The sequence below is a fragment of the Pseudomonas sp. Sample_10 genome (assembly GCF_004321495.1).
Taxonomy (GTDB): domain Bacteria; phylum Pseudomonadota; class Gammaproteobacteria; order Pseudomonadales; family Pseudomonadaceae; genus Aquipseudomonas.
Genome location: NZ_RCOE01000220.1, coordinates 63,719 through 83,913 on the forward strand (window position 1 = coordinate 63,719; position 20,195 = coordinate 83,913).

General features: G+C 59.0%; 25 protein-coding genes. 11 read left to right on the plus strand and 14 right to left on the minus strand.

The window, feature by feature from the left end; translation table 11 throughout:
- The first annotated feature begins 26 nt into the window (after positions 1-26).
- Positions 27-1,373 (plus strand): 3-deoxy-7-phosphoheptulonate synthase class II, encoded by a 1,347-nt coding sequence (locus D8U18_RS21725; protein WP_056856389.1) that lies wholly within the window; start codon positions 27-29, stop codon positions 1,371-1,373.
- Positions 1,374-1,519: 146 nt separating this feature from the next.
- On the opposite strand, the gene D8U18_RS21730 is transcribed toward D8U18_RS21725, so the two are convergent.
- A complete protein-coding gene (locus D8U18_RS21730; protein ID WP_131108383.1) occupies positions 1,520-2,749 on the minus strand; it encodes a winged helix-turn-helix domain-containing protein in 1,230 nt (409 codons plus the stop codon).
- An 81-nt stretch (positions 2,750-2,830) separates the two neighbouring features.
- Positions 2,831-3,046 carry a DUF1127 domain-containing protein gene (locus D8U18_RS21735; RefSeq protein ID WP_056856391.1) on the minus strand — a complete coding sequence of 72 codons (216 nt, stop codon included), beginning with the start codon at positions 3,044-3,046 and terminating at the stop codon, positions 2,831-2,833.
- A 95-nt stretch (positions 3,047-3,141) separates the two neighbouring features.
- Between D8U18_RS21735 and D8U18_RS21740 the strand changes: the two genes are divergently transcribed.
- Positions 3,142-3,996, plus strand: coding sequence for a LysR substrate-binding domain-containing protein (locus tag D8U18_RS21740; RefSeq protein WP_056856392.1), 855 nt, complete (start codon positions 3,142-3,144; stop codon positions 3,994-3,996).
- Here D8U18_RS21740 and D8U18_RS21745 read toward each other — a convergent pair.
- Positions 3,986-4,735: a sulfite exporter TauE/SafE family protein gene (locus D8U18_RS21745; RefSeq protein WP_082557657.1), complete on the minus strand. Its 750-nt coding sequence runs from the start codon at positions 4,733-4,735 to the stop codon at positions 3,986-3,988. The two genes, D8U18_RS21740 and D8U18_RS21745, sit on opposite strands and share 11 nt — an antisense overlap.
- 109 nt (positions 4,736-4,844) lie before the next feature.
- On the opposite strand from D8U18_RS21745, the gene D8U18_RS21750 reads away from it, so the two are divergent.
- The 4 genes from D8U18_RS21750 (at position 4,845) to D8U18_RS21765 (ending at position 8,146) form a co-directional block, all read left to right on the plus strand.
- Positions 4,845-5,807, plus strand: coding sequence for a LysR family transcriptional regulator (locus D8U18_RS21750; RefSeq protein ID WP_131108384.1), 963 nt, complete (start codon positions 4,845-4,847; stop codon positions 5,805-5,807).
- A 64-nt stretch (positions 5,808-5,871) separates the two neighbouring features.
- Positions 5,872-6,333 carry a MarR family transcriptional regulator gene (locus D8U18_RS21755; protein ID WP_056856395.1) on the plus strand — a complete coding sequence of 154 codons (462 nt, stop codon included), beginning with the start codon at positions 5,872-5,874 and terminating at the stop codon, positions 6,331-6,333.
- A gap of 344 nt (positions 6,334-6,677) precedes the next feature.
- The gene (locus D8U18_RS21760; RefSeq protein ID WP_056856396.1) at positions 6,678-7,097 is read left to right on the plus strand and encodes an organic hydroperoxide resistance protein; all 420 of its coding nucleotides are present in this window, start codon (positions 6,678-6,680) and stop codon (positions 7,095-7,097) included.
- Positions 7,098-7,132: 35 nt separating this feature from the next.
- Positions 7,133-8,146, plus strand: a complete 1,014-nt coding sequence (locus tag D8U18_RS21765) for an alpha/beta hydrolase (protein ID WP_056856397.1) — start codon at positions 7,133-7,135, stop codon at positions 8,144-8,146.
- A 152-nt stretch (positions 8,147-8,298) separates the two neighbouring features.
- Here D8U18_RS21765 and D8U18_RS21770 read toward each other — a convergent pair whose 3' ends face one another.
- Positions 8,299-8,868: an elongation factor P gene (locus tag D8U18_RS21770; RefSeq protein ID WP_131108385.1), complete on the minus strand. Its 570-nt coding sequence runs from the start codon at positions 8,866-8,868 to the stop codon at positions 8,299-8,301.
- Between the two features lie 48 nt (positions 8,869-8,916).
- Positions 8,917-10,059 carry an elongation factor P maturation arginine rhamnosyltransferase EarP gene (gene earP, locus D8U18_RS21775; RefSeq protein WP_130932249.1) on the minus strand — a complete coding sequence of 381 codons (1,143 nt, stop codon included), beginning with the start codon at positions 10,057-10,059 and terminating at the stop codon, positions 8,917-8,919.
- Positions 10,060-10,183: 124 nt separating this feature from the next.
- Between earP and D8U18_RS21780 the strand changes: the two genes are divergently transcribed.
- Entirely contained in the window at positions 10,184-10,591 is a 408-nt protein-coding gene (locus D8U18_RS21780) for a hypothetical protein (RefSeq protein ID WP_130932250.1), read from the plus strand.
- A gap of 2 nt (positions 10,592-10,593) precedes the next feature.
- Positions 10,594-11,076: a GreA/GreB family elongation factor gene (locus tag D8U18_RS21785; protein WP_056856401.1), complete on the plus strand. Its 483-nt coding sequence runs from the start codon at positions 10,594-10,596 to the stop codon at positions 11,074-11,076.
- A 6-nt stretch (positions 11,077-11,082) separates the two neighbouring features.
- Here the strand turns inward: D8U18_RS21785 and cysB are convergent, their stop codons facing one another.
- From cysB to D8U18_RS21810, 5 genes are all read right to left on the minus strand, one after another.
- Positions 11,083-12,057, minus strand: a complete 975-nt coding sequence (gene cysB, locus D8U18_RS21790; protein WP_007899921.1) for an HTH-type transcriptional regulator CysB — start codon at positions 12,055-12,057, stop codon at positions 11,083-11,085.
- 113 nt (positions 12,058-12,170) lie between these two features.
- On the minus strand, positions 12,171-12,674 hold the full coding sequence (locus D8U18_RS21795) for a universal stress protein (protein WP_056856402.1): 504 nt from the start codon (positions 12,672-12,674) through the stop codon (positions 12,171-12,173).
- Between the two features lie 94 nt (positions 12,675-12,768).
- Complete coding sequence (locus D8U18_RS21800; protein WP_056856403.1) at positions 12,769-13,674, minus strand: 5'-nucleotidase; 906 nt, start codon at positions 13,672-13,674, stop codon at positions 12,769-12,771.
- Positions 13,675-13,700: 26 nt separating this feature from the next.
- Positions 13,701-14,654 (minus strand): putative 2-dehydropantoate 2-reductase, encoded by a 954-nt coding sequence (locus tag D8U18_RS21805; RefSeq protein WP_131108386.1) that lies wholly within the window; start codon positions 14,652-14,654, stop codon positions 13,701-13,703.
- Positions 14,651-15,037: a thioredoxin family protein gene (locus D8U18_RS21810; RefSeq protein ID WP_056856405.1), complete on the minus strand. Its 387-nt coding sequence runs from the start codon at positions 15,035-15,037 to the stop codon at positions 14,651-14,653. The genes D8U18_RS21805 and D8U18_RS21810 overlap by 4 nt, the downstream gene beginning before the upstream one ends.
- Between D8U18_RS21810 and D8U18_RS21815 the strand changes: the two genes are divergently transcribed.
- Positions 15,036-15,479: a PilZ domain-containing protein gene (locus D8U18_RS21815; RefSeq protein ID WP_056856406.1), complete on the plus strand. Its 444-nt coding sequence runs from the start codon at positions 15,036-15,038 to the stop codon at positions 15,477-15,479. The genes D8U18_RS21810 and D8U18_RS21815 overlap by 2 nt on opposite strands.
- Positions 15,480-15,607: 128 nt before the next feature.
- On the plus strand, positions 15,608-16,684 hold the full coding sequence (locus tag D8U18_RS21820) for a 3-deoxy-7-phosphoheptulonate synthase (RefSeq protein WP_056856407.1): 1,077 nt from the start codon (positions 15,608-15,610) through the stop codon (positions 16,682-16,684).
- A 72-nt stretch (positions 16,685-16,756) separates the two neighbouring features.
- Here D8U18_RS21820 and D8U18_RS21825 read toward each other — a convergent pair whose 3' ends face one another.
- Positions 16,757-17,044, minus strand: a complete 288-nt coding sequence (locus D8U18_RS21825) for a GNAT family N-acetyltransferase (protein WP_020800382.1) — start codon at positions 17,042-17,044, stop codon at positions 16,757-16,759.
- 636 nt (positions 17,045-17,680) lie between these two features.
- Between D8U18_RS21825 and oprI the strand changes: the two genes are divergently transcribed.
- Positions 17,681-17,932, plus strand: a complete 252-nt coding sequence (gene oprI / locus D8U18_RS21830) for an outer membrane lipoprotei OprI (RefSeq protein ID WP_003183784.1) — start codon at positions 17,681-17,683, stop codon at positions 17,930-17,932.
- Between the two features lie 123 nt (positions 17,933-18,055).
- Here oprI and D8U18_RS21835 read toward each other — a convergent pair whose 3' ends face one another.
- The 3 genes from D8U18_RS21835 to D8U18_RS21845 form a co-directional block, all read right to left on the minus strand.
- Positions 18,056-19,027, minus strand: coding sequence for a L,D-transpeptidase family protein (locus D8U18_RS21835; RefSeq protein ID WP_056856408.1), 972 nt, complete (start codon positions 19,025-19,027; stop codon positions 18,056-18,058).
- Between the two features lie 203 nt (positions 19,028-19,230).
- Positions 19,231-19,524 (minus strand): hypothetical protein, encoded by a 294-nt coding sequence (locus D8U18_RS21840; RefSeq protein WP_003226812.1) that lies wholly within the window; start codon positions 19,522-19,524, stop codon positions 19,231-19,233.
- Between the two features lie 56 nt (positions 19,525-19,580).
- Positions 19,581-20,186 (minus strand): arylesterase, encoded by a 606-nt coding sequence (locus D8U18_RS21845; RefSeq protein ID WP_056856409.1) that lies wholly within the window; start codon positions 20,184-20,186, stop codon positions 19,581-19,583.
- Positions 20,187-20,195 lie beyond the last annotated feature (9 nt).

The following is a 20,195-nucleotide window of genomic DNA, read 5'->3' on the forward strand; positions in this document are numbered from 1 at the left end:
CCGAGCGTAAAACACTAGAGATGATGATGAGCCAACCCTGGAGCCCTGACAGCTGGCGCGCCTTGCCGATCCAGCAACAACCTCAATATCCCGACGCTGCGCATTTGCAGCAGGTCGAGCAAACGCTGGCCAGCTATCCACCGCTGGTGTTTGCCGGCGAAGCGCGGGAATTGCGTCGTCAGTTTGCCGAAGTGACCCAGGGCCGCGCGTTTCTGTTGCAGGGCGGCGATTGCGCCGAAAGCTTCGCCGAGTTCTCCGCCGCAAAAATTCGCGATACGTTCAAAGTGTTGCTGCAAATGGCAATTGTCATGACCTTCGCGGCCGGTTGCCCGGTGGTCAAGGTTGGACGCATGGCCGGGCAATTCGCCAAACCGCGTTCAGCCAACGACGAGACCATCGACGGCATCACCCTGCCGGCCTACCGTGGCGACATCGTCAACGGCATCGGTTTCGACGAAAAAAGCCGTGTGCCGGACCCGGAACGCCTGCTCCAGTCCTATCACCAGTCCACCGCCACCCTGAACCTTTTGCGCGCCTTCGCCCAGGGCGGGTTTGCCGATCTGCATCAGGTGCACAAGTGGAACCTGGACTTCATCGCCAATTCGGCCCTGGCGGAAAAGTACAGCCATCTCGCCGACCGCATCGATGAAACCCTGGCCTTCATGCGTGCCTGCGGCATGGACAGCTCGCCGCAACTGCGCGAAACCAGCTTCTTCACCGCCCACGAAGCGCTGCTGCTGAACTACGAAGAAGCCTTCGTGCGGCGCGACAGCCTGACCAACGATTACTACGATTGCTCGGCGCACATGCTGTGGATCGGCGACCGCACCCGCCAGCTCGACGGCGCCCACGTCGAATTCCTGCGCGGAGTGAACAACCCGATCGGGGTCAAAGTCGGCCCGAGCATGAATCCTGACGACCTGATCCGCCTGATCGATGTGCTTAACCCGGACAACGACCCCGGTCGCCTGAACCTGATCGCCCGGATGGGCGCGAACAAGGTCGGCGATCACTTGCCGCAGCTGATTCGTGCGGTGCAGCGTGAAGGCAAGCAAGTACTGTGGAGTTCCGACCCGATGCACGGCAACACCATCAAGGCCAGCAGCGGCTACAAGACCCGCGACTTTGCGCAGATTCTGGGTGAGGTGAAGCAGTTCTTCCAGGTGCACGAGGCGGAAGGTTCCTACGCCGGTGGTATCCACATCGAGATGACCGGGCAGAATGTCACCGAGTGCATCGGTGGCGCGCGGCCGATTACCGAAGATGGGTTGTCGGATCGATATCACACCCACTGCGACCCGCGGATGAATGCCGATCAGTCGCTGGAACTGGCGTTCTTGATTGCCGAGACCTTGAAGCAAGTTAGGCGGTGAGTCATTAAATCTTTGATTGCCTGACAGGCAGCCATCGCGGGCAAGTCGAATCGTCGCACCGCCGCTCCCACAGGGATAGCGTTGTACACATAATTTGTGAATGGCGCGGTCATTGTGGGAGCTGGCTTGCCAGCGATGGCGTCAGCTCAGTCACCCTCAATCTGCGCTAATGCCACCCGCAACCGATCCGCACTCGCCCTTGGGCAATTCAACTGCACCCGCTCCAGCCCCAACCAGTCCGCAATCCGCCGCAGATTCACCGCCAACGCCAGCATCCCTTCGTCATCCAGCCCCGCCTCTTCCTCATGCACCGCATGCACTGCCAGCCGCCCTGCCGCCCGCTCGGCGCGCAAATCGACTCGCGCGGCAATCCGCTCGTTGTGCAAAAACGGCAAGACGTAATAGCCGTAGACCCGTTTTTCCTGCGGCGTGTAAATCTCCAGCCGATAGCGAAAATCGAACAGACGCTCGGTGCGGCTGCGCTCCCAGATCAGCGAATCGAACGGTGAAAGCAGTGCACTGGCCTCGACCCTGCGCGGCACCTTGGGTTCGGGCAGGCAATAGGCCGGTTGCTTCCAGCCCTGGACTTCGCAGGTGAGCAACTCGCCCGCCTCGACCAATTCAGCCAGACGCGGGCGGCTGTCGCCGGGGTTCAGGCGGAAGTAGTCGCGCAAGTCTTTCTCGGTGCCCACGCCCAAGGCTGTCGCGGCATGCACCAGCAAGCCACGCAGGGCCTCGGCTTCAGTGAGCAACGGCAGCGCCAGAACCCGTGAAGGAATGACTCGCTCCGGCAAGTCATAAAGCCGCTCGAATCCGCGCCGGCCAGCCACGGTCACTTCTCCGGCGGCAAACAACCATTCCAGCGCGTGCTTTTCCGCACTCCAGTCCCACCATGGCCCGGCCCGTTCCTGACGGGTCGACAGGCTGCCGGCGCCCAACGCGCCCAGTTCTTCAACCGAGGCCAATACCCGGCGAATGGTGTCTTGCTGTTCACGACCGAAACGCGCCAGTTGTTGATAAATGTCTTCGCCACGCGTGGCACGCTGCATGCGCCAGCGCATCAGGGGGTACATCGACATCGGCAGTAACGACGCTTCGTGGCCCCAATATTCAAACAGCGTGCGACGTCGCCCCGAACTCCAGGCAGCCTGGTCGAGCAAGTCAGAAGAATAGGAACCCAGACGGGAAAACAGCGGCAGGTAGTGCGAGCGCACCACGGCGTTGACCGAATCGATTTGCAGGAGACCCAGCCGTTCGATCAGGCGGTTGAGCTGGGCAGACTTGATCGCCGCTGGCGGCTGGCGCCCGTTGAACCCTTGGGCGGCCAGTGCCAGACGCCGAGCCTGTTTGAGGGTAAAGGACAACGTTGCGGGCATGAGCATCTCCTTGTCTGCTCGCAACCTACCTCACCGGTAAGGGGTTTGTGTAGCGTCGTTCTCATCATTTATTGATCGGGTTCATTTATGCATCGGGTCGTTCCAGAACGGCTTGATCGACTCGTGCTCGACATCCGCCCGGCTCATGCCAATGTCCTTCAATGCCTCGTCGCTCAGGCTTGCCAGCAGTTCGCGCTCACGATGCAACTCGTACCAGCGGCTGATCTTGTGCAGCAGATCGGATATCAGGTGAACCGAATGGTGTTCTGTGCCTTGGAACTCATGTTGACCTTTCATCTTGTTGCCCTCCGTTTGGATGGCTCCAGTCTCGCGCCGGGTCTAAGATCAATCCAACAAATGTTTCTGATGGCAATCATCTCGGAGATTGATGTATGTCGAGCTACCCGACGATCGATACCGAAGTGTTGCGCACCTTTGTCGCGATTGCCGACCAGGGCGGCTTTACCCGCGCCGGTGAATTGGTCCATCGCACCCAGTCGGCCGTCAGCATGCAGATGAAACGGCTGGAGGAAGACGTGCTGCAGCGCCAGTTGTTCCAGCGCGACGGCCGTCAAGTGCGGCTCACCGCCGAGGGCCAGGTGCTGCTGGGGTATGCGCGGCGCATCCTCAAGTTGCACAGCGAAGTCTTCAACACCCTGCGCGAGCCAGACATGATCGGCACCGTGCGCATTGGTACGCCAGACGATTATGTGATGCGTTTCCTCCCGGGCATCCTGCGGCGGTTTGCCCAGTCCTATCCGCTGATCCAGATCGAAGTGCATTGCGAATCATCAAAACAATTGCTGATGCGCCAGGACCTGGACCTGTCCATCGTCACCCGCGAACCGGGCAGCGAAATCGGCCAGTTATTGCGCAAGGAGCGTTTTGTCTGGGCCGAAGCGCAATGCTACAGCGCCCACGAACAAACGCCGCTGCCGCTGGCCATGTTCAACAGCGATTGCTTCTGCCGCCTGTGGGCCTGCAACGCCCTCGATGCCCAAGGCCGCGATTACCGCGTGGCGTACAACAGCGACAGCCTGTCGGCGATCATGGCGGTGGTCAGTGCCGGCCTGGCGGTCACCGCGCAGCTGGAAAGCCTGATCACCGCGGACATGCGCATCCTCGGTGAAGCTGAAGACCTGCCGTTGCTGCCCGAGGCCAGCATCATGCTCGTGCGTAATCTGCACAATCCGTCGCCGATCACCGAATGCCTGGCCGAACACATCGTCGAAGGCTTCAAACTTTAAAGGCGAGCATCACCGCACAAAGCACCAGGAAACCGCAGAACAGCGCGCGCAACAGGCGCTCCGGCATGGCGTGAGCAATCTTCACGCCCCAACTGATGCTCATCAGTCCACCGATTGCCAGCGGTACGCCCACCCACCAGTCCACTTGATGATGCACGGCATAGGTCACCAGAGTGACGCCGGTGCTTGGCAATGCGAGCGCCAACGACAAACCCTGCGCGACCACTTGAGTGGTGCCAAACAGGCTGGTCAGCACGGGCGTTGCCACCACTGCCCCGCCCACGCCGAACAACCCGCCCATGGTGCCGGATGCCGCACCGAGCACACCCAGCCAGGGCCATCCGTAGTTCATCTGTGAAGAGGCCGGTGCGCTGGCGAGGAACATGCGCATCAAGTTGTAGGCCGAAAGCGCGATCAGAAAAGCGACGAAGCCAATACGCATGGTTTGCGCATCTATGCCCACCGCCCAGATCGAGCCGATCCAGGCGAAGCAGAACCCCATCGAGGCCAGCGGCAGCGCGTGATGCAACTCGATCCTGTTGCGTTGGTGATAACGCCACAACGCCAGCATCACGTTCGGTACCACCATCACCAGCGCAGTCCCTTGGGCGATCTGTTGATCGAGCCCGAATAAAACGCCCAGCAGCGGAATGGCGATCAAGCCACCTCCGATGCCAAATATTCCGCCGAGCGTACCCAAGGCTGCGCCAAAGGCCAAATACATCAAAAACTCAATCACAGGCGTTTTCCTCCTACGTCAGGCGATTCATCCTACGCATTTGGTTCTGGCGCGGAAACGCACAGCAACGCACAATGGCTGTGCCAACTTCGCATAAGCGTTACAGACGATGAATCCCGATCAATTGACCGAGCAACTGGGCTTGTTTCTGGATGTACTGGAAACCGGCAGCTTTTCTGCGGCCTCGCGCCGTCATCCGTTGACCCCATCGGCCGTCGCGCGACGCATTGATAGCCTGGAAAACGCTGTCGGCAGCCAATTGTTCATTCGCAGCACCCACGCGGTCCGTGCAACGCCGGCCGGTCTGGCGTTTGCCGAACGGGCGCGGCGGATCGTCGCCGAGTTACGCCTGGCCCGCGCCGAAGCTGTGTCCCTGAGCAGCGCTCCAGAAGGCTTGATTCGGGTGGATGCGCCTGCCGCGTTCGGGCGTCGGCATCTGGCGCCGGTCATTGCTGACTTCCTGATGCTGTATCCCGGCCTTGATGTGCAATTGCACCTGATCGACAGTTTCGTCGACATGCAGGGCTTGAACCTGGGCAAGGTCGATCTGGTATTGCGTGCCGGACAGATGGCCGACACGCGATTGGTGGCCACACCGCTGGCGAGCATGGTGCGCATCGCCTGCGCCAGCCCTGACTATCTGAAACGACGTGGCGTGCCCATTGATCCGGCACAATTGATTGAACACGACGGTCTTGACTGGGACGGCCTGGCGCCACCTTTTGCCTGGCGCTTCGAACGTGAAGGCCAAATGCATTTGCATCGCCCCTCGCGCATCCGCATGAGCGCCAACAATGCCGAAGCCCTGGTCTGCGGTGCGCTCGCCGGGCTGGGTATCGCGCATTTGCCGACATGGCTGGCCAGTGAGTATCTGTTGCGCGGGGAACTGATGCCGCTGTTCTGCGACAATGGCCTGCCCAAACCGGAGAGTTCGGGAATCTATGCCTTGCGCCTGCAACAACAACCCAGTTCGCGCAGCCGATTGCTGCTGGAATACCTGAAAACCCGCTTCAGCCCCATCCCCCCCTGGGATCTGGTCCTGCAAACCCACCTGGACCACCACTCGTCCTGAATTATCTGGCGCATTAAAGATTTGCCCGCTAGATTCATGATGATCACCGATCAAAGGCTTCGAAATGACCACCGAGCGCGACACCCCGGACAACTGCGACGACCTGCTGCTGGACAACCAGGCCTGCTTCGCCTTGCACTCCACTTCACTGATGCTGACCAAGGTCTACAAGCCCTTGCTGCAGGCGTTGGGCCTGACTTATCCGCAGTACCTGGCGATGATGGTGTTGTGGGAAAAGGACGGCTTGACCGTGGGCGAAATCAGCACGCGCCTGCTGACTGATCCCGGCTCGCTCACCCCGCTGCTCAAACGCCTGGAAGCCGAAGGTGTGCTCAGCCGCACCCGCAGCCGCGAAGACGAACGCGTGGTGATCATCGAACTCACCGAAAAAGGTCGGGCCCTGCGTGACAAGGCCCGTGGCATTCCTCAATGCATCCTCGGCGCCAGCGGCATGACCCTTGAGCGATTGCAGAAACTGCAGGCGGAACTGCAAGCGCTGCGCCGTCACTTGCAAGACAGTCTGTAACTCTTTCTACCAGCGCACATCCCCTGTAGGAGTGAGCCTGCTCGCGATAGCGGTTCGACATTCGGATGAGTGTCGACTGACTCACCGCCATCGCGAGCAGGCTCACTCCTACAGTTGTTTTGCGTTGAAGCGAAAATCCAGTTCGCTCCGCCCCCCTGAAAACTCCCCTTCCACAGCTCTAATTCAAGCCTTTCAAGCGAAGACCATCATCAGGTTTCTAAATCTCCCGGTTTTTTTCCAAAATTTATCTTGCGCACTAAACATTAGCGCGATACATTCACCTCGCACTTACTTAACGCGCAAACATTTAGCGCAAACAATCAAACCCGAACGAGGCTTTCACCATGCAAACTCTCTACACCGCAGTTGCAACTTCCACCGGTGGCCGTGACGGTCGTGCTGTTTCCAGCGACAACATTCTCGACGTCAAACTGGCTACCCCGAAAGAACTCGGCGGTGCTGGCGGTGCGGCGACCAACCCTGAACAGCTGTTCGCAGCCGGCTACTCCGCCTGCTTCATCGGCGCCCTGAAATTCGTTGCCAGCCAGAGCAAGCGCAGCATCCCGAGCGATGCGTCGATCACCGCCCACGTCGGTATCGGCCAGATTCCTGGCGGTTTCGGTCTGGACATCGACCTGCACATCAGCTTGCCGGGCCTTGAACAAGCCGACGCGCAAGCCCTGGTCGATGCTGCCCACCAGGTTTGCCCGTACTCCAATGCCACCCGCGGCAATGTCGAAGTACGTCTGCACGTCACCGTCTAATCACTGACCCACTCAGGCCCGAACAGGAAATGAACATGAACACTTTCAGCAAAGTCTTGACCGGTACCCTTCTCGCTCTGTCGATCAACAACGCGTTCGCCGGTGATGTCGAGCACAACACCCAGGCATTCCTCGACGTGTTGAATGCCGGCACCGGCAAGCCGATCGAGCAAATGACGCCTGCACAAGCCCGCGCCGTGCTAGTGGGTGCGCAGGCCGGGGTCAAGCTGACGCTGCCAAAAGCCGATGTCAGCCAGAAGACCATTCAGGTCGACGGCCAACCGCTGAGCCTGACTATCGTCCGGCCGGCCGGGGTCAAGGGCGAGCTGCCAGTGTTCATGTTCTTCCACGGCGGTGGCTGGGTACTGGGAGATTTCCCGACCCACGAACGACTGGTTCGTGACCTGGTTGTCGGTTCGGGCGCAGCGGCGGTCTTCGTCAACTACACGCCGTCGCCGGAAGCGCATTACCCGGTGGCGATCAACCAGGCGTACGCCGCGACCAAATGGGTAGCTGAACACGGTAAAGAGATCAACGTCGATGGCAAACGCCTGGCCGTGGCCGGCAACAGCGTCGGTGGCAACATGGCGGCCGTGGTTGCGCTGATGGCAAAAGACAAAGGCACGCCAGCGATCAAGTTCCAGGTACTGCTGTGGCCGGTGACCGATGCCAACTTCGAGACGGCATCCTACAACCAGTTTGCCGAAGGGCACTTCCTCAGCAAAAACATGATGAAGTGGTTCTGGGACAACTACACCACCGACGCCAAGCAGCGTAACGAGATCTATGCCTCGCCGTTGCGGGCTACCCCTGCGCAACTCAAGGGTCTGCCACCGGCGCTGGTGCAAACGGCGCAAGCGGATGTGCTGCGCGACGAAGGTGAAGCCTACGCCCGCAAACTCGATGAGGCCGGTGTACCTGTAACTTCGGTTCGCTACAACGGCATGATCCACGACTACGGTTTGCTCAACGTGGTGAGCCAGGTTCCAGCGGTTCGTTCGGCAATGTTGCAGGCTTCGCAGGAACTCAAGGAACACCTGAAGAAATAACCCTACCTGTAGGAGCCGGCTTGCTGGCGATAGCGGTCTTGAGGACGCCATCGCCAGCAAGCCGGCTCCTACACGTTTGGCGTTGCGTACCAATCACTGGACACAAAAAAGCCCGACTCAATGGTCGGGCTTTTTCATTCCTCAAGCAGTGCTTATTTAGCACGGCCTTTGTAGGAACCGCCTTCGCGGGTATCGATCTCGATCATGTCGCCGATTTCGATGAAGTCAGCAACCGACAGCTCGGTACCGTTCTTCAGTTTGGCAGGCTTCATCACCTTGCCGGAAGTGTCACCGCGAGCGGAACCTTCGGTGTAGTCAACCTGACGCACGATGGTGGTCGGCAGCTCTACGGAAACCAGACGGCCTTCGAAGAACACGGCTTCGCAAACGTCGGTCATGCCTTCTTCGATGAACGGCAGAACGCTTTCGATGTCTTCAGCGTTCAGCTCGTACATGGTGTAGTCAGTGGTGTCCATGAACGTGTAGGTGTCGCCGCTGATGAAGGACAGGGTCGCTTCTTTGCGGTCGAGGATCACGTCGTCCAGTTTGTCGTCAGCGCTGTAAACGATCTCGGTCTTGTAACCGGTCAGCAGGTTTTTCAGCTTGGTCTTCATGATCGCGCTGTTACGACCCGACTTGGTGAATTCAGCTTTCTGAACCAGCCAAGGATCGTTTTCGAGACGGATCACGGTACCGGGTTTCAGTTCTTTACCAGTTTTCATTGCGAATATCCGAATTTGGATGGGATTTACAAAAATCTAGGCCGCGTATCATATCCAATTTCCATAAAACTGTACCAGCGCCGTGGCAAGATCGGCCTGCAAGGCTTGTTCCAGACACCATGACTCGGCGTGTTTTTCCAGCTCCGGCCAGTGTTTACGAGTGGATTGCCAGTGGTCGGTCATTTTTTCGCCGGCGTTCCACGCCCGCCAAAGACCGCTGATCGCCTCCCGCGCAGGTTCCGACAGCCCTTTCACATACAACGACAGAAAGGCTTCGAGCTTGTCCAGGTGGACATCTTCTTCCTGCTGATAGATATGCCAGAGCAGAGGCCGACCCGCCCATTGCGCGCGGACGAAGGAATCTTCACCACGCACGGCGTTGAAATCACAACTCCACAGCAACAGGTCATATTGATCCTGGCGGACAAACGGCAGCACCTGCACGGTCACGGCCTCACGCACGTGCAACGCGCCGGCCTGCAAATCATTCACGCCCAGCCAGCGTTCGACATCGCCGAGGATCCGCCCTTCCGGCACCAGCAGATGAGTGGCCGTCGAATCACTGGCCAGCGCATCCAGCCAACTGGCCAGCCCGGCATTTTCATAGGCGAACAACGACATCAGCTGCGCACCGGCTGCACACTCGACACCCAAGCCCTGCAGAAAGGTGCGCCGAGCCTCGGGATCCTGCTGAAACCGCCGACGTCGTTCGAGCAATCCGTTTTCACGCAACAAGCCGCCCGTGCCTTTCTGGAATCCCGGAAAGAAGAAGAATTTCTGTACGTGCTTGTACTTCACCGAAGGCAGGCCGTGACAGCCGACCACCCAATCCTCGGCACTCAGGTAATCGAGGTTCATCCACAACGGTGTTTTTTGGCGCTCGGCCATCGCTTCCATATAGGCAGCGGGCAACTGGCAGGCGAATGCGGCTATCACCACATCCGCCGCTTCTGTCGGCAGCCACTCGGCGGGCCACTGCCGTACCTCGACACCTTGCTGCCACTGCTGCGCAACATGGATATCGATCTCGGGGCACATGCGCTCAAAGGCACGCAGGTCGTCGACCCATAAACGCACCGCCAGCGAATGCTCGGCCACCAGCTGCCGAGCCAGGCGCCAGGTCACACCGATGTCGCCGTAGTTATCGACCACGGTGCAAAAAATATCCCAGCGGGGTTTCATTTCAGGCATTCCAGGTTCCCGTTGGCAAAAGCCGCGATTGTCCTCATAAATTACCCTGCGCAGAAGAGCCGACGACGATTAATCTTCGTGCGACAATCGGCACTCGCCCGCGCCCCACCGCCAGGAGGCAGTCATGCCCTACCGTACCAATCCGCGCCGCTCGTTGCCGATCCAGCTCAATGCCGTGCAATTGACCGGCAGTATCGCCCTCGGTCTGTGGCTGGGCTTTCTCGCCATCGCGCTGACCTGCTGGCTCGCCTCTCGCCTGTTTTTCAGCGAGCAACTGGCCCCGGTGGCCCAAGCGGTGCAGCAACTGGCCAACCCGCCGGTGGTGCAACAGGTTCCGGATATCCCGCCACAGAGTCCGCTGTTCGAGCAGTATGAACAGAACCTGCGCAAGGACGAACAGGCGCAACGACTCGATCAGGCGCGCAGCAGCAACCGCAATCTGTCGAACGCCAAATGTCAGTTCTGGCTGCAACAGGACCAGACGGCACCCAGCGAAAAAAGCCGCGCCAATGTCCTGCAGTTCTGCGATTGATCATGAACAAACAAACTGTCCACCAACTGATTCTCGACAAGCTGCGAGTCGATCTCGACATCGCTGAACGGGCCGCACAGACCGCTTACGAAACCGCGACCCATGAAGAAAACATCGCCGAGAACAAATACGACACGTTGGGGCTCGAGGCGTCATATCTGGCAGCCGGGCAGGCCAGGCGTGTGGAGGAAATTCGCCAGTCACTGGCGTTGTGTCAAAACCTGGTGCTGCGTGCGTATGACGAGCGACGCGGCATTGAAGTCGGCGCCCTGCTGGGTCTGGAAGACGAAAAAGGTCGAGAGCAATGGCTGTTTCTGGCGCCTGATGCGGCGGGTCTGAAGGTCGATCTGGTGGGGCAGTTGATTACTGTCATCACCCCGCGCTCACCGCTGGGCAAAAGCCTGCTGGGCAAGTTCGAAGGTGATGAAGTGGAGATTCTGGTGGCGGGCACTCGGCAACAGTTCGCTGTTACCGAGGTCGTATAAACAGGCTTAGTGAACCGGCAGTTCGACGCCGTCGAACAGTTCTTCCAGTTCTTGCTTGTTGTGGCACTGGATGGCTTTGGCCATGACTTCGCGGGTCAGGTGCGGGGCGAACTTCTCGATGAAGTCGCACATGAAACCACGCAGGAAGGTGCCGCGACGGAAGCCGATCTTGGTGATGCTGGATTCGAACAATTCGCTGGCATCGAGCACCACCAGGTCGCTGTCGAGTTTGGTGTCGACGGCCATTTTCGCCACGATACCCACACCCAGGCCCAGGCGAACGTAGGTCTTGATCACGTCGGCGTCGGCAGCGGTGAACACCACTTTCGGCGTCAGGCCGCGATGGCTGAAGGCTTCGTCGAGCTTCGAACGGCCAGTGAAACCGAACACGTAAGTCACGATCGGGTATTCAGCGAGGGCTTCGAGGGTCAGTTTCGACAGCTTGGTCAGTGGGTGGCCCTGAGGCACGACCACGCAGCGGTTCCAGCGGTAGCACGGCATCATGACCAAATCACCGAACAGCTCGAGCGCTTCGGTGGCGATGGCGAAATCCACGGTGCCATCAGCGGCCATTTCGGCGATCTGCATCGGCGAACCCTGGTGCATGTGCAGGGCAACGTCCGGGTATTGCTTGATGAAATTGCTGATCACCGGCGGCAACGCATAACGCGCCTGGGTGTGGGTGGTGGCGATCGACAGGGTGCCTTTTTTCTCGTTGGAGAATTCCTGGGCGATCTGCTTGATGCTTTCAACCTTGCGCAGGATTTCGCCAGCGGTGGTGATGATTCGCTCACCCGCCGGGGTGACGCGGGTCAGGTGCTTGCCACTGCGGGCGAACACTTCGACGCCCAATTCGTCTTCCAGCAGGCGGATCTGTTTGCTGATGCCCGGTTGCGAGGTGTAAAGGCTTTGGGCTGTAGCGGAAACGTTGAGGTCGTGGTGCGCCACTTCCCAGATGTAGCGCAGTTGTTGAAGCTTCATATCAATCCCTCAAAGCAGGTAGACGCCACGGGCATCAGCGACGGTATATAACTATATTAATGGTTTGAAGAATAAATCTAGAACTTTTTTATCAAAGTCCTGCTATTCGCAGCCTAGCGATCCCCTTGGCGACGGCGTTGCACCAGCGGCACCAGATAAACCGGCACTTTGGCCAACTGCAACACCCGCGCCGCGGTGCGGCCCAATGGCGTTTCCGCACCAGCCCCGTGGCTGTGACTACCTACGATCAGCAAATCCACAGAGAGTTTCTGCGCCTGGTCGAGAATCACCTGCGACGGATCGCCCTGCAGCACCCGTACTGCCTGGATTCTTTTCAGGTCCAACTCACCCTCGCCGCCCAACTCCTCACGAAAGCTATCCAGCACCCGCTGCTCGATGCTGGCGATGACCGTGTTCAAGCCCTGGCTGTGAAACTCGTTCAACGCTTGCTCGTCGAGGTAGCTCTGAAGCACCGATTCGGCAAACAGGCCCATGGGTTCCACCGCGTGCACTACGTACAAGTCGGCATCGAATGTCCGAGCCAATTCCAGGGCGTGTTGCATCACCACGGGGGCGTACAGGCCGAGGTCAGTGGCATACAGCATCGAACGGATCATATGACCTCCTCGAATGCCAACATGGCGGAGATTGATTCAGCTTAGCAGCGCCTTGGCGAGTACGACGTCCGGTGTAACGCGTTGAACGGCAGGCTTAAATCTTTTGCTCGTTGCTTATGCCATGTGGCACATGACCGGTGGCGACGACTTCACGGGCCAGCTCGCAGTGACCGGCCTGATCATCGAAAAACACATCCGCGGCAAAGGCTTCGAGGAATGCCGACTTGGTCAGGCCACCGAGGAACAGCGACTCGTCCAGACGAATATCCCACTCGCGCAATGTGCGAATCACTCGTTCATGGGCCGGCGCCGAACGTGCGGTCACCAGCGCCGTGCGGATGGGGCATTCGCCATCCGGGAACTCGCGCTGCAACAAATTGAGAGCGGCGAGGAAGCCCTTGAACGGCCCGCCGCGCAAAGGCTGGCGCGCCGCTTCGCGTTCACTGGCCTGAAATGCCTCCAGACCACCGGCCTGGTAAACGCGCTCCGACTCATCGGAAAACAGCACCGCATCGCCGTCAAACGCGATGCGCAGTTCGTCGCTGGCCGCGCGGCTGGCACCGCCGGACAAAATGGTTGCCGCGGCGAAACCCGCGTCCAGCGCACTGCGCACGTCTTCGGCGTGAGTCGAAAGAAACAGATCGCAGCCAAATGCCTTGAGGTATGGATAAGGACTGCGCCCGCCAACGAATGCCGCGCGGGAGATCGCCAGCCCGTAGTGATGAATCGAATTGAATACCCGCAGACCGGTATCGGCGCTGTTGCGCGACACCAGGACCACCTCGACCCGGGCACGTCCAAGGCTGGCGTTGAGATTCAGGAGTTTTTGCACCAAGGGAAACGCGTCACCGGGCTCGAGGATTTCGTCTTCGTGTTCGATCTGATATTGCCGGTAAGCTTCGACGCCGCTCGACAGGTAGACCTTGTGGCTGTCACTCAGGTCGAACAATGCGCGCGAAGAAATCGCCAGCACCAGTTTGTCGTCAATTACGTTTGGCATCCCCTTCCCCCATTGCCTTGATCAACTCAAGCATTACGTCGATCGATAAAACTCAAGCTGCGATACAACGCCTCGATTCGTGGCAGTTCACATCCCGCCGCTTTGGCCGCGGCCAGTGGCCGGGCATAGATAGCCTGTAGCTCCAGCGGTCGCTTGTGCAGAAAATCGTGATACATGCTCGGCCAGTAGTCAGGCATTTTCTCGGTCATCAGGAACAGGTGCTCGGCGTAACCCGCTGGCACCTCGTGACCACAGGCGATTGCGCCCTGCACCACCTCGGCCATCAGCGCCTTGATCATTTCCCGGCTGTCGGCATCGGCCATCAAGGGTGTGGTGCTGGCCCCGAGCAACACCGACAGACCGTTGTAAGGGATATTCCAGACCAGTTTTTGCCAACGTGCCTGATGCAGGTTCGCCATGGCCTGAGAGTCGATGCCCGCGGCCTGGAACAAGCCGACACCTTCTTCGACGATCGCAATCCGCGCCGATTCATCGGTGGGGCCGCTGTGGTAGCCGACATGCACGGCACCGAGCGCCTGATGGGTAATGACGCCCGGCCCTTCCCGATGAACGCAGATATAGCAAAGCCCGCCCAGCAGATGCAGCGAGCCGGGAAGCAGTTCGCGCAGGCTGTCTTCGACATCCAGGCCATTCTGCAACAACAGGACCTTTGCATTCGGTGCGGCGGCTTGCAGGATCGCCGGTGCCAGATCCGCGTTGCTGGTGGTCTTGGCGCCCACCAGCAACCAGTCGCACGGTGGCATGTCTTCTGCGCTCGAATAGGCCTTGACCGGATTCAATGTCAGCGCACCCTGGGCTGCATGGTTCACTAGCAACCCGCGTTCGGCCACTGCGCAAAACTCGCTGCGCAGCAGAAAATGCACATCGAAACCGGCTCGCGCCAGCATCACCCCGTAGAAACCACCGATTGCACCGGTTCCGATCATACCGATGGTCGGTTTCGCAACTGTCCCTATCATGGCAACTCCTCTGCTGTTCGACTCAGCGCCTGACGTATCGCCCGATTGAGTTCGGTGCCGGTCAGGCGCGAATGCAATGCTCCGAAGAATTCACCGTCGCGTACCACGAACAGCGCCGGCAAATGAAAAACCTGATATCGCTCGACCACCCCGCCATTGTTCCCGGCATCGATCCAGCACAGGCGATCGACTGCCAGATCGAGTGACGGCAATTGCTCGCGGGCGAAACGGCAACTGGAACAGCCGACACTGGTGAAAATCACCAGCGACACACCGTTCATCGTCAGCAGCCGTTGGTCGGCGTCGAAATCGGTCAGTTCCGATTCGACCACTATACTGGGAGAAACAATGTCAGATGGCCGACACATGGAGTCCGTGTTCATGGGACGATTCATTCCTCATCCTGACGATGTACCCGTGGAATTAACGTTGCTCAAACCCGAGTGTATTTCGCGACGACAGCTGCACACTATCAGCCTCGGGGGCATGGCATGCAATTATCACCGCGCGTGGCGCCACGGCACGGCGCTCGAAGTGCGCATGCCGACGCTCAATCCCGACCTGCGTTTTCCGGGCTATGTAGCCTGGTGCCTGCGACGAAAACATGGCTATCTGGTTGGCATTGCCTTCGTCGACGAACAGACGCTGTTCAGTGCCCGAATGGGTGAGCAGGTGTGCCAGATCGAGCGTTATTGCCGCCAGCACGATCCCCACAATGACCTGCAGGAAGTTCAGGCACTGGCGCTCGAGTGGGTCCAGGAACACGCCGACGAGTTCTCTCACGAAACGGTTCGCAAGGCATTTGCACAGCCTGTACTGGATTAAAGCGCTGCCAGCCCATTGTCTAGCCACGGTGTAACGCGCTAAGGTTCGGCTCCCCGACGCGCTTAATTTGCTGTGCTCCGCCGCGCGGGTTCGCTGGCGGCCGGCACCCGTGACCTGACGAGTAAACGATGGCTGATTTACCGATCAACGACCTAAACGTCGCCTCCAACGAGACACTGATCACCCCCGATCAGCTCAAGCGCGATATTCCCCTGAGCGACGCTGCGTTGCGCACCGTGACCAAGGGCCGCGAAGTCATTCGCAATATTCTCGATGGCACCGACCATCGCCTGTTCGTCGTCATCGGGCCTTGCTCGATCCACGACATCAAGGCAGCCCACGAATACGCCGAGCGCCTGAAGGTTCTCGCCGCAGAAGTGTCCGATACCCTGTATCTGGTCATGCGTGTGTATTTCGAGAAGCCACGCACCACCGTCGGCTGGAAAGGCTTGATCAACGATCCGTACCTGGACGACTCGTTCAAGATCCAGGACGGGCTGCACATCGGTCGTCAACTGCTGCTGGACCTGGCCGAAATGGGCCTGCCAACCGCCACCGAAGCCCTCGATCCGATCTCCCCGCAGTATCTGCAGGACCTGATCAGCTGGTCGGCCATCGGCGCGCGCACCACCGAATCGCAGACTCACCGTGAAATGGCCTCCGGCCTGTCCTCGGCTGTCGGCTTCAAGAACGGCACCGATGGCGGCCTGACCGTGGCGATCAACGCCCTGCAATCGGTTTCCAGCCCGCACCGCTTCCTGGGGATCAACCAGGAAGGTGGCGTGTCGATCGTGACCACCAAGGGCAACGCCTACGGTCACGTCGTGCTGCGCGGCGGCAACGGCAAGCCTAACTACGACTCGGTCAGCGTCGCCCTGTGCGAGCAAGCGCTGAACAAAGCGAAGATCAAGCCGAACATCATGGTCGATTGCAGCCACGCCAACTCCAACAAGGACCCGGCCCTGCAACCGCTGGTGATGGAGAACGTCGCCAACCAGATCCTCGAAGGCAACCAGTCGATCATCGGCCTGATGGTCGAAAGCCACCTGAACTGGGGTTGCCAGGCTATCCCGAAAGACCTCGCCGACCTGCAATACGGTGTGTCGATCACCGATGCCTGCATCGACTGGACAGCGACCGAAAACACCTTGCGCAGCATGCATGCCAAGCTCAAGGACGTGCTGCCGAAACGCAAACGCACCTGATCGCCATTTGCGGCAGACAAAAAAACGCCGGGCTGAACCCGGCGTTTTTTTATGCATTCGTTTTGTTGAAGGTCACTGGCTCAGCTTGGCCGCATGCCGCTGGTGACGCTCCATGTAGCGTTCGACGTAGGAACACGACGGGATAACCGTGTAGCCCATCTCTTCGGCGTACTGCAACGCCTGCTCGGTCAGTGCCGCTGCAATACCCCGACCACGCAGTGCGTTAGGCACGAACGTGCGATAGATATCCAGGGTCTGTTTCCCCAGATCCATATAAGTCAGGTAGGCACGATGACCGTCCACATTGGTCTCGAACTGATGACCAGCCTGGTCATGGTGGATGGACAACGCCTCGCTCATCACTACTCCTCGCGGGTCTTGGATTCCGACCCCTACCTTACCGATGTTTTTCCGGCGAAGGAACATCTACGCCACCCCGTGCCTGAATGGACACCGAGAAGAGCTACACCGATCTCGCGCAACCGAGCACGTACAAATAGTAGGCACCATTGGCAGAAATGCTCAAGGTACGCTCGTCATCATGCAGGTTGGCAGGTGCCGCTCCGGGTCACGCAGGACGGGCTCGACCGAAGATCACCAAGGTCGCAAGCCTGAACATTGCCGGATATTGAGACTTAAGACGAGCGCCCGTTGTTAAAGTCACCTGAATAAGGAGAAAGATATTGAGAGGCGCCACGCAGAATTCGAACAAAAGTGTAGACAGTCCATCTAGCCAGACTTTAGCCAAGACTGGAAAAAGAGCCTCGAACCTCGGGAACTTTTCTTCGCCGGCTCGCTCAGCTCGGGCCTTCTAGCTGGATATTTTTTATACAGTGCAGTTAAAAGTTGCTCGAAAAAGAATCAACGCCTACAATTTTTTTTGCTTCTTGCGCTACGTCAGTTTACTTACTACAAGTAATGGGTAGTATGTACGCCGGCTATTTCCTCAATCGGAGGAGACAGCCACTTAATAGAAAGTCCTTGAAGGGGAACACGATGAACAACGTTCTGAAATTCTCTGCTCTGGCTCTGGCCGCAGTTCTGGCTACCGGTTGCAGCAGCGCATCGAAAGAAACCGAAGCACGTCTGACCGCTACTGAAGACGCAGCTGCTCGCTCCCAGGCTCGTGCAGACGAAGCTTACCGTAAAGCTGATGAAGCTCTGGCTGCTGCTCAAAAAGCACAACAGACTGCTGACGAAGCTAACGAGCGTGCTCTGCGCATGCTGGAAAAAGCTAGCCGCAAGTAATAGTCCTTCGGGATTGTTATCAAGCCGACCCATTTTTGGGTCGGCTTTTTTATTGCCCGGCTTTTGATGCAGGCATAAAAAAACCCGTCGATGCGAGCAACATCGACGGGCTCCTTTCAAGCATTACTGCAGCGGGTCGAGGGGTGCGCTCGATACCATCGGAGCGGCCGTGCTCGGTACGCCGATTTCCACCGGCAGACCATCTTCGGCTGCCACTACATCACGTACCACATCCCAATTCATGCGCAGATTATTGGTGATGTCTTCACGCTTGAGCATCGCATTGATCACAGCCGTGTGCTTGTCGACCACCGACGGATTGCCCTTGTCGTCCAGTGGTGTGTGCGCTTCCAGGTAAACCTTGCCGCCACTCACGCCGAACTTGTAGGAGTCGTTGATGATCCGCACCGACGTCCCGACTGGCACCATGCCGGCCATTTCCAGCACGTTGTTGTTGAACATGCGGAAGCAGCCGTGGCTGGTGCGCATGCCGATGCCGAATTTCTTGTTCGAACCGTGGATCAGGTAGCCCGGAGTGCCCAGGGTGAACTTGAACGGCCCCAGCGGGTTGTCCGGGCCGGCCGGCACCACATTCGGCAACGGGTCGCCGTCGGCGGCGTGCTCGGCCTTGATCGATGCTGGAGGCGTCCAGGTCGGGTTTGGCGTCTTGGCGATGATGCTGGTGTGGGCAATCGGCGAGCCCCAGCCTTCACGACCGATTCCCAGCGGGAAGGTGTAGACCACGTTCCGGCCTTTCGGGAAGTAGTAGAGGCGGTACTCGGCGAGGTTGATGACGATGCCTTCACGCGGCCCCGGCGGCAGAATGAAGCGGGTCGGCAGCACGATTTCGGTGCCGGCGCCCGGCAGCCATGGGTCCACGCCCGGGTTGGCGGCGACCATTTCCGTGTAGCCCAGGTCGTAGGTGGTGCCAAGGTCGGCGAAGGTATCTTCGTATTTGGCCTTGATCACTTGCACCTGGCCGACGATGTCTTCCCCAGGCGGTGGTAGTGGCAGCTCCAATGCTGCGACGGGGCCAGCTACACAGAGAGCGGCAAGTGTCAGGCAGCGGGTGACGGCAGGAAAGCGCGGCAACATCCGGAAAATCCTTCGCATGATCAACAGAGGGTATAAGAACGCGATTGTACACCGCTGTCTGTTATTTCGGGGAGGTTGCCCTGGTTACAGGCGATGCAAGGTGGTTTTGGCTTGGGTCGACTGGCAGGCCGTCATCCCTGGCAAACCAGCTCCCACAGGGATTGCAGAAATGGATATGTACACCGTCAAGACGCGATGTCAGATCAAAGCTCAAACCGCAACTCAGGCCAGATCGGCGACGTCCCGCGTTTTTGCGATTCGAGAATGGCGCGGCACAGCGAACACAGGCGCTGATCCTGGAACACCCGACGATCAACACTCGACCAACGCGGCTGCGCCGGCAACAGGCTGCCGCACAAGGTCCGGTCCGCCGAGCCGCCCAACTCCAGTTGCCGCGTCACAAGATGTACCCGTACTTCCTGGCAGGCGAACAGGTCCAGCTGTTCGTCAGGCTCGATCAGTTGATAGGCAAATAGTGACCAGGCAGGACGCGGCATCGGGGGCTCCAAATCGGGGGCGCCACCTTAGCCGAAAGCCTGCCGCTAGAAAAGTGTCATAACAGCGGTTTTAGGGTAGGCCAGACATTTTCCAGCAACTTGTCCTGAGCCCCGGCCGCCGGGTGTATGCCATCGGCCTGCATCAGGTCGGGATGACCGCCCACGCCTTCGAGAAAAAACGGCACCAGCGGGATTTTCTTCTCGTCGGCCAGGTTGCTGTAGACATCAGCAAAAGCCTTGGTGTAACGCGCGCCATAATTGGGTGGCAATTGCATGCCGAGCAGCAGCACCTTGGCACCGCTGGCGCGGGAGCTGTCGATCATCGAAGCAAGATTTTGTTGCAATTGTGTTGGGAGCAGTCCACGCAGTCCGTCATTGCCGCCCAATTCGAGGATCACCAACTCCGGCTTATGCTCTGCAAGCAGCGCCGGCAGCCGCGCCTGGCCACCGGCACTGGTGTCGCCGCTGATGGACGCATTGACCACTTTATCGTCAAAACCTTCGCGCTTGAGCCGCTGCTCAAGCAACGACACCCACCCCAGCCGGGTATCCAGCCCGAAACCGGCGCTGATACTATCGCCAACGATCAGGACAGTACCCGCCGCTGCGTTCTGGGCCATGCACATCAAGGCCAGGCCAGCACTCAAAAACCACACACGCATCGGATTCTC